Source organism: Caulobacter sp. S45, assembly GCF_903642205.1.
Taxonomy (GTDB): domain Bacteria; phylum Pseudomonadota; class Alphaproteobacteria; order Caulobacterales; family Caulobacteraceae; genus CAHJWH01.
The window spans coordinates 1-7466 of the sequence record NZ_CAHJWH010000152.1 but is presented as its reverse complement, the minus strand read 5'-3'; the positions used below and the strand labels follow the sequence as shown (position 1 = coordinate 7466).

Genomic DNA, 7466 nt, shown 5'->3' with positions numbered 1-7466 from the left:
GGCGATGTGGCCGGCGCGGCCGAGCGGCTGAACCTCTATGCCGAGGAAGGCGACGGCCGCTGGAGCGGAGAGCCTGCCGTCGGCGACGGCGGCCACGGCTTCGGGCCGGGCGGCTACGTCTTCTCGCGCCTGCGGCGGGGCGTGTCGGAGCGGATCGTGCTGGACGACCTGCTGCTACACTCCGCCGACGCCCGCAAGCTGGCGGAACGCGCTTCGGGGTTGGCGGACGCCTTTCCGGAGCCTGCAACCTTCACCCGCAAGGACCAGGCCCGCACCGTCCGCGGCCCGCTCGACCTTGTAACCGCGGTGATGGACGCCGGCCGCAAGGGGTTGAGCATCCAGCGCTACAAGGGCCTGGGCGAAATGAACGCCGAACAGCTGTGGGAGACCACGCTGGACGCCAACGCCCGGACCCTGCTGCAGGTAAAGGTCACCCACGCCGACGACGCCGACGACATGTTCTCCAAGCTGATGGGCGACCTCGTGGAACCGCGGCGCGACTTCATCCAGGAGAACGCCCTGGATGCCGAGGTCGACGTTTGAGCCATCTCCCCTCGCGAGAGAGGGGCCAAAGCTTGCTCTCCGCCTCCGTACGGCCGAAAAGGCCGCCGGGGCGCTTGGATCGGAATGGCTGAATGCCGGGTATATCTGCTCTCAACGACCTGCTGACCGGACTGCTGATCGCCTTGTTCAGTACGAAGGGCGTCGCCCTGGCGCTGGCCGGCGCGATCCTGTTCGCCGCCATCCTGATCCTGTTCGGGGTCTATTACAGCCGCGTCGTGCCGATCCGCAAAGCCGTGATGCGCCGCATCGTGGATTTCCCCCGCACCGTGGCGCCGTCGGAACTGGAGCAGGTCTCGGCGATCATGGGCCGTCCCGATCGGCAGAGCTTCAACCTGGAGCGCGCCTGGGCGGCGTTCCGCAGCTCCCTGACCTTCACACCGCAGGGCGAGCTGCGCAGCGGGGCTCCGGCCTGGACGGTGTTCAACATCGTCACCTCCGAGACCGGCGTGCTCGGCTGGTGGTCCAACCTGTTCGTCGCCATCGGGCTGATCTTCACCTTCCTGGGCGTTGTCGCGGCGCTGAGCGAGGCGACCAGCGTGCTCGGCGCCGGCAACGCCAGCACCGCCACCATGCAGGCCGCGCTCTCGGGCCTGCTCACCATCACCGCCACCAAGTTCTGGACCTCGATCGCGGGCATCTTGGCCTCGGTGATCCTGCGCATCTGCGAGCGGCGCTGGTCCACCCGTATCGACGAGGCGGTGGAGGACCTGTGCGAGATCATCGACGCACGCATCCCGCCGGTCTCGCCCGGCATGCTGGCCGGCGAGCAGCTGAACGAGCTGAAGCGACAGACCGAGGTGCTCAACGCCATCAAGGGCGCGCTCGCCGATCCGCGCGCCCGCGCCGCCTAGGGCCTGATTTATGACCACCATGGCCACCGTGCGCCGCCGCCAGGGCGGAGAGCACGAGGAAAGCTACTTCGTCTCCATGACCGACATGATGGTCGGGCTGGTCTTCGTGTTGATGGTCATGCTGGTCTATTACGCCCTCCAGTACCGCCAGACGACCGTCGAGTTGACCGACACCAAGGTCAGGCGGACACAGCTGCTGCAGTCGGTGCAGTCGCAGCTGAAGACCCAGAACGTCAACGTGGTCGTCGACATCGACTCCGGCGTGCTCCGGCTGCCCGAAGACGTGCTGTTCGACAAGGGCAGCGACGTGGTCAAGCCGGAGGGCGTGCAGGTGCTGCGCAAGGTCGGTCTGGCGATCCTGGCCAAGGCGCCCTGCTACACGCAGGCCCACCCGCCGCCGGGCTGCCCGGTCACCCAGGCCGGACTGGAATCAGTCTTCGTGGAGGGCAACACCGACTCAGACCAGATGAGCGGCGCACGCGACAACTGGAACCTGTCCGCCGACCGGGCGGTGAACACCTATCGCGCCCTGATGGGCCAGACTCCGGCCCTGCTCAACGTGAAGAACGCCCGGTTGCGGCCGGCCGACCCGCAACCCTTGTTCGGCGTCAGCGGCTACGGACCAAGCCGTCCGGTCGCGCCCGAGACGTCCGAGGCCAACAAGCGCCTGAACCGCCGCATCGACATCCGCTTCAACGTGGTGACGCCCCAGCAGGTCCACTGAACCGCGGGGGAGCGTCCGCTCGGGAGGTCCTTCGGTCCGCTCCGCGACCACTCCGACGGAGCGGGGGATGTATGAGCGCGATAGGCCTGTCAATGTGGGGTAGGACCGGCTGAAGGCCGGGAAAGGGCTCCAGGAACCCCGGCCGCCTCAGCCCGCTCCTCCCCCATGATCCGTCCCCAGGACCTGCTCTGTCCGCGGCCCGAGGGCCTCTACTGCGCGCCAGGCGACTTCTACATCGACCCGGTGCGACCCGTCGCGCGGGCGGTGATCACCCATGGCCACGCCGACCATGCCCGATCGGGCCACGGCGCGGTGCTGGCGACGCCCGCGACGCTGGACATCATGCGCGTCCGCTACGGCGAGGATTTTGCCGCCGAGAGCCAGGCGGCGCCGTATGGCGAGCCCGTACACCGCAATGACGTGGAGGTCAGCCTGGCGCCCGCCGGACACGTGCTGGGCTCGGCCCAGGCGGTGGTGCGGTGGCGCGGGCTCACCATCGTCGTGTCCGGCGACTACAAACGCCGCCCTGACCCGACCTGCGTTCCCTTCGAGCCGGTGGAGTGTGACGTCTTCGTGAGCGAGGCCACCTTCGGCCTGCCGGTGTTCTGCTTCCCCGAGGCGGCGGCCGAGATCGCCCAGCTGCTGGACTCGGTGGCGCGCTCCCCCGAACGCGCGCACCTCGTGGGCGCCTATGCGCTCGGCAAGGCGCAGCGCATCATCCGGCTGCTGCGCCTGGCCGGCCACGACGCGCCCATCTACGTGCACGGCGCGCTGCTGAAGCTGAACGCGCTGTACGAGGCGCACGGCGTGCCGCTCGGACGGCTGGAGCCCGCCACCGGCGTGGCCAAGGCGGCGTTGAAGGGCGCCATCGTGGTGGCGCCGCCCTCCACCCTGCAGGACCGCTGGTCGCGCCGCTTCCCCGATCCGGTGACCGCCTTCGCCAGCGGCTGGATGCGGGTGCGAGCGCGGGTGCGCCAGAAGGGGGTCGAGCTGCCCCTGATCATCTCCGACCACGCCGACTGGACCGAGCTCACGGCCACAGCGTCCGAGCTCAGCCCCGGCGAGCTGTGGATCACCCATGGTCGCGAGGAGGCCCTGGCCCGTTGGGCCGAGCTGGAGGGCCTGTCCGCCCGGCCGCTATGCCTGGTCGGCTATGAGGACGAGGAGGACGACTGAGGGGATGGGCGTTAGGTGATCTTCGCCTCAGATCGCCTGAGGTCCCCGCTCGCCGGTACGTATGCGGATCACGTCCGTGAGGTCGGACACAAAGATCTTGCCGTCGCCGATGCGCCCGGTTCTTGCGGCGTTCACCAGCGCCTCGACCACGCGTTCCACTTCGTCGTCGGCCACGGCGATCTCGATCTTCATCTTGGGCAGGAAGTCCACGACGTACTCCGCCCCACGGTAAAGCTCGGTGTGGCCCTTCTGTCGGCCATAGCCTTTGGCCTCCAGCACGGTCATGCCCTGGACGCCGATGTCCTGCAGCGCCTCCTTCACCTCGTCCAGCTTGAAGGGTTTTATGACGGCTTCGATCTTCTTCATTTTCGAGCGTGGTCCGTGAGCCTTGTCCGGCGTTCTTCCCGGGTGGCGGGTTTAGCACCGGGTACGACCCGCGCCATAGCGAGGTGGACGCCAGCGTGATGCATCCAGGCGAGGCGAGCGACATCCTGACGGTGGCGGAGATGACCGCCGCCGACCGCGCCGCGGAGGCGGCGGGTGCGCCCGTCCTCACCCTGATGGAGCGGGCCGGCGCGGCGGTGGCCGAAGCGGTCCAGGCGCGCCGAGCCCGGGCGGACGTCCAGGTGCTCTGCGGGCCTGGTAACAACGGCGGCGACGGCTTTGTGGCCGCACGCCGGCTGCGGGAGGCGGGTTGGCAGGTCACGGTCGCCGCCACGGACGAGAACCGAAGGCTTACGGGTGCGGCGGCCGAGGCCGCAGCAGCTTGGGGCGGCCCAGTCGCCCGGCTGGGAGATGGGGCAGGCGACGACGCGCCCATCGTCATCGACGCCCTGTTCGGCGCCGGGCTGTCGCGCCCGTTGGGACAGGAAGCCCGCTATGCGCTGCAGGCGGCGCAGGCCCGTCGCGCCTGGCTGGTGACGGTGGACGTCCCCTCCGGACTGGCGGGCGACACCGGCGCGCCCCTCGGTTACGCGCCACAGGCGGCGCTGACCGTCACCTTCCATCGCAAGAAGCCAGCCCACGTGCTGGAGCCGGGCAGGGAGCTTTGCGGAGAGGTGGTCGTGGCTGATATCGGCCTGGCGCCGCCCGCAGCTGGGTCCAGCCGGCTGCACGAGAACGGCCCCAGCCTGTGGCTGCACCGCTTCCCCTGGCCACGGACCAACACCCACAAGGCCGAACGGGGCCGGTTGGTCGTGGTGAGCGGCCACGCCTGGACCACGGGGGCGGCGCGGCTGGCCTCGCGGGCGGGGCTGCGGGCGGGCGCCGGCCTGGTGACGCTGCTGTCGCCGCTAGACGCCCTGGCGGTGAACGCCGCCCACCTGGAGGCGGTGATGCTCAAGCCCTTTGACAACGATGGCGAGCTTCAGCACGCGGCGGGGGACGCGGATGCGGCGGTGATCGGGCCTGCGGCCGGGGTCGGAGCCGACACCCGCGCCAATCTGATGGCCCTGGCGCGCACGGGCGCAGCGCTGATCGTGGACGCTGACGTGCTGACATCCTTCCGCGAGGCGCCGCAGGACCTGTTCGCCTGCCTTGACCGCAACGACGTGCTCACGCCTCATCCGGGAGAGTTCGAGCGGGTCTTCCCCGGTCTGCTCACGGCGAGCCCGGAACGGATCACCGCCGCCCGGACGGCTGCGGAGCGCGCCGGGACCGTGGTGCTGCTCAAGGGCACCGACACCGTGGTGGCCGCGCCGGACGGCCTTGCGGTGGTCAATACCAACGCCTCGCCCTGGCTGGCGACCGCCGGGTCGGGCGACGTGCTTGCCGGGATCATCGCGGGGCTGATCGCCCAAGGCATGGACAGCTTCGAGGCGGCCTGCGCGGGAGCCTGGATGCATGCGGAGGCGGGACGCACCCACGGTCCAGGCCTTGTCTCCGAAGACCTTCCGGGCCGCATCCCGGCCGTTCTGGCCGACCTGCTTGCGCGCTCGAAAGCCGCATCCTGACAGGCATCGCTACCCGGGCCGGTTAATCCCTTCTCAGCCCTGCGGCCATATTCTCCGGCCCAGCGGCCCTCGGTCGCCGGAGGAGAGCATGGCCAGCATCGCCGTGGAAAGCCACAGGTCCCGGTCGGCCGCCCGGGCGCTTGACCTGCTGGAGCGGGGCGCGGTGCTCGGCCTGTTCGCCAGCTTCGCCCTACGTAACTACCATGCCGTGGTGGACCAGGGGCACTGGTTCAATGCCATCATGGTGGCGTCGGAGGCCCTGGTCGCCCTGTTCATCCTGATCCGGCGTCCGACCACCGAAGTGACCCAGCGCGGGGGCGACTGGGCCCTGGCCTTCGCCGCGACCGTCGGCCCGCTCCTGGCGCAGGCGTCGTCCAGCGGTCACCCCCTGGTCCCGCTAGGCTTGGGCGTGCTGCTGTTGCTGTCCGGCCTGGCCTTCCAGGTCTGGGCCAAGCTGACGCTTCGGCGCAGCTTCGGCATCATTCCCGCCAACCGCGGCGTGAAGGCCAGCGGTCCTTACCGCCTCATGCGCCACCCGATGTATCTGGGCTATGTCACCGTCCACATAGGCTTCCTGCTGCTTTCGCCGAACCTGTGGAACCTGATCGTCTATGGCCTGAGCTTCGCTGTGCAGATCGTGCGCATCCAGGCGGAGGAGCGCCTGCTCAGCCAGGATCCGGCCTACGCCGCCTTCCAGGCGCGTACCCGCTTCCGACTGGTCCCCGGAGTGTTCTGACGCTGGCAAGCTGCCGCAGAGCGTAGTAAGCGCGCAGGGGAGCCTCGCGGATGTGGCGGAACTGGTAGACGCACCAGATTTAGGTTCTGGCGCCGCAAGGCGTGGAGGTTCGAGTCCTCTCATCCGCACCAGGCTTGACGGTGTCCGCGGGCTTTGACGGCGCGGGGCCGCTCACGTACAAGCTCCATCCTTCGCCGTCCTGGGCCCCGGCTCCGGGCGGCGTATCCATTTTGACGACCCCGCGGGCGTTCTCGCGGGCTGCTTCGGAAGACCGATCATGGCCATGCAGATCACCCAGAAGTCCGGCGAGGGCTTGAGCCGCGTCTACGGCGTCACCGTCCCCATGCAGGATCTGGCCGACAAGCTGGAAGCCAAGATCGCCGAAATCCGCCCGCGCATGAACATCAAGGGCTTCCGCCCCGGCAAGGTGCCCACCGCCCATGTCAAGCGCATGTACGGCAAGTCGCTGATGGGCGAGATCGTCCAGGAGACCCTGAACACCGGACAGCAGCGGGCGCTGGACGAGGCCAAGGTCCGCGTCGCCACCTCGCCCGACCTTAAGCTCGACGAGTCCACCATCGACAAGGTGCTGGCCGGCCAGGCCGACCTTGCCTTCGACCTCGCCGTGCAGGTGATGCCCGAGTTCGAGCCGGTGGACATCGCCACCCTGGAGCTGAAGCGCCCGGTGCACGAGGTCTCCGACGAGGAGATCGAGACCCAGCTGAAGGTCATCTCCGACTCCAACCGGAGCTATGAGCCCAAGGCCGAGGGCGAGCCGGCCGAGGACGGCGACATGGTGGTGGCCGACTTCGTGGGTCGCATAGACGGCGAGTCGTTCGAGGGCGGCTCAGCCGAGGCCAGCGAGATCACCATCGGTTCTGGGCGGTTCATCCCTGGCTTCGAGGAGCAGCTGAAGGGGGCCAAGGCGGGCGAGGTGGTGACCATCAAGGTCACCTTCCCCGACGACTATGGCGCAGAGGCCCTTCGCGGCAAGGCGGCGGAGTTCGAGACCACCGTCAAGGAGGTCCGCGCGCCCAAGGCCGAGGAGGCCTTGGACGACGACTTGGCCAAGCGCATCGGCTTCGACACGCTGGACGCCCTGAAGGAGGCGATCCGCAACCAGACAGCCCAGCAATACGGCCAAGCCAGCCGGTTCAAGGCCAAGCGCGCCCTGCTCGATGTGTTGGACGAGAAGCACGAGTTCGACCTGCCGCCCGGCATGGTCGAGAACGAGTTCAGCGCCATTTGGTCCCAGGTGGAGGCCGAGCGCGCGTCCGGCGAACTGTCCGACGAGGACAAGGAAAAATCCGAGGAGCAGTTGCGCAGCGAGTACCGCAAGATTGCCGAGCGGCGGGTGCGGCTTGGCCTGGTCCTGGCCGAGATCGGCCAGCGCCACAATGTGCAAATTTCCGAGCAGGAGATGCAGCAGGCGCTCATCGCCGAAATCCGCCGCTATCCCAGCG

Annotated in this window: 7 protein-coding genes, 1 tRNA gene and 1 pseudogene; 8 read left to right on the top strand and 1 reads right to left on the bottom strand. The window is 68.9% G+C overall.

Annotated elements, in window-relative coordinates; genetic code table 11:
- The 4 genes and pseudogenes from HUV06_RS13275 to HUV06_RS13260 all read left to right on the top strand — a co-directional run.
- Positions 1–543, top strand: a pseudogene (locus HUV06_RS13275) (DNA gyrase subunit B); the annotation flags it as partial.
- A 92-nt stretch (positions 544–635) separates the two neighbouring features.
- Positions 636–1415, top strand: coding sequence for a hypothetical protein (locus tag HUV06_RS13270; protein ID WP_174301733.1), 780 nt, complete (start codon positions 636–638; stop codon positions 1413–1415).
- Between the two features lie 10 nt (positions 1416–1425).
- Positions 1426–2139, top strand: a complete 714-nt coding sequence (locus HUV06_RS13265) for an OmpA family protein (RefSeq protein WP_174301732.1) — start codon at positions 1426–1428, stop codon at positions 2137–2139.
- Between the two features lie 165 nt (positions 2140–2304).
- A complete protein-coding gene (locus tag HUV06_RS13260; protein WP_174301731.1) occupies positions 2305–3315 on the top strand; it encodes a ligase-associated DNA damage response exonuclease in 1011 nt (336 codons plus the stop codon).
- A gap of 27 nt (positions 3316–3342) precedes the next feature.
- On the opposite strand, the gene HUV06_RS13255 is transcribed toward HUV06_RS13260, so the two are convergent.
- A complete protein-coding gene (locus HUV06_RS13255; protein ID WP_174301730.1) occupies positions 3343–3681 on the bottom strand; it encodes a P-II family nitrogen regulator in 339 nt (112 codons plus the stop codon).
- Positions 3682–3779: 98 nt separating this feature from the next.
- Here HUV06_RS13255 and HUV06_RS13250 point away from each other — a divergent pair, with 98 nt between their 5' ends.
- From HUV06_RS13250 to tig, 4 genes are all read left to right on the top strand, one after another.
- On the top strand, positions 3780–5267 hold the full coding sequence (locus tag HUV06_RS13250) for an NAD(P)H-hydrate dehydratase (protein ID WP_174301734.1): 1488 nt from the start codon (positions 3780–3782) through the stop codon (positions 5265–5267).
- 88 nt (positions 5268–5355) lie between these two features.
- Entirely contained in the window at positions 5356–6003 is a 648-nt protein-coding gene (locus HUV06_RS13245) for an isoprenylcysteine carboxylmethyltransferase family protein (protein ID WP_174301729.1), read from the top strand.
- Between the two features lie 46 nt (positions 6004–6049).
- Positions 6050–6134 (top strand) — tRNA-Leu (locus HUV06_RS13240).
- 146 nt (positions 6135–6280) lie between these two features.
- Positions 6281–7466: trigger factor (gene tig / locus HUV06_RS13235; RefSeq protein ID WP_174301728.1), on the top strand; the 1186-nt coding region annotated here is incomplete at its 3' end.

Coding starts and splice junctions, on each gene's coding strand:
- HUV06_RS13270 (WP_174301733.1), top strand. CDS start 636: ATGCCGGGTATATCTGCTCTCAACGACCTGCTGACCGGACTGCTGATC.
- HUV06_RS13265 (WP_174301732.1), top strand. CDS start 1,426: ATGACCACCATGGCCACCGTGCGCCGCCGCCAGGGCGGAGAGCACGAG.
- HUV06_RS13260 (WP_174301731.1), top strand. CDS start 2,305: ATGATCCGTCCCCAGGACCTGCTCTGTCCGCGGCCCGAGGGCCTCTAC.
- HUV06_RS13255 (WP_174301730.1), bottom strand. CDS start 3,681: ATGAAGAAGATCGAAGCCGTCATAAAACCCTTCAAGCTGGACGAGGTG.
- HUV06_RS13250 (WP_174301734.1), top strand. CDS start 3,780: ATGCATCCAGGCGAGGCGAGCGACATCCTGACGGTGGCGGAGATGACC.
- HUV06_RS13245 (WP_174301729.1), top strand. CDS start 5,356: ATGGCCAGCATCGCCGTGGAAAGCCACAGGTCCCGGTCGGCCGCCCGG.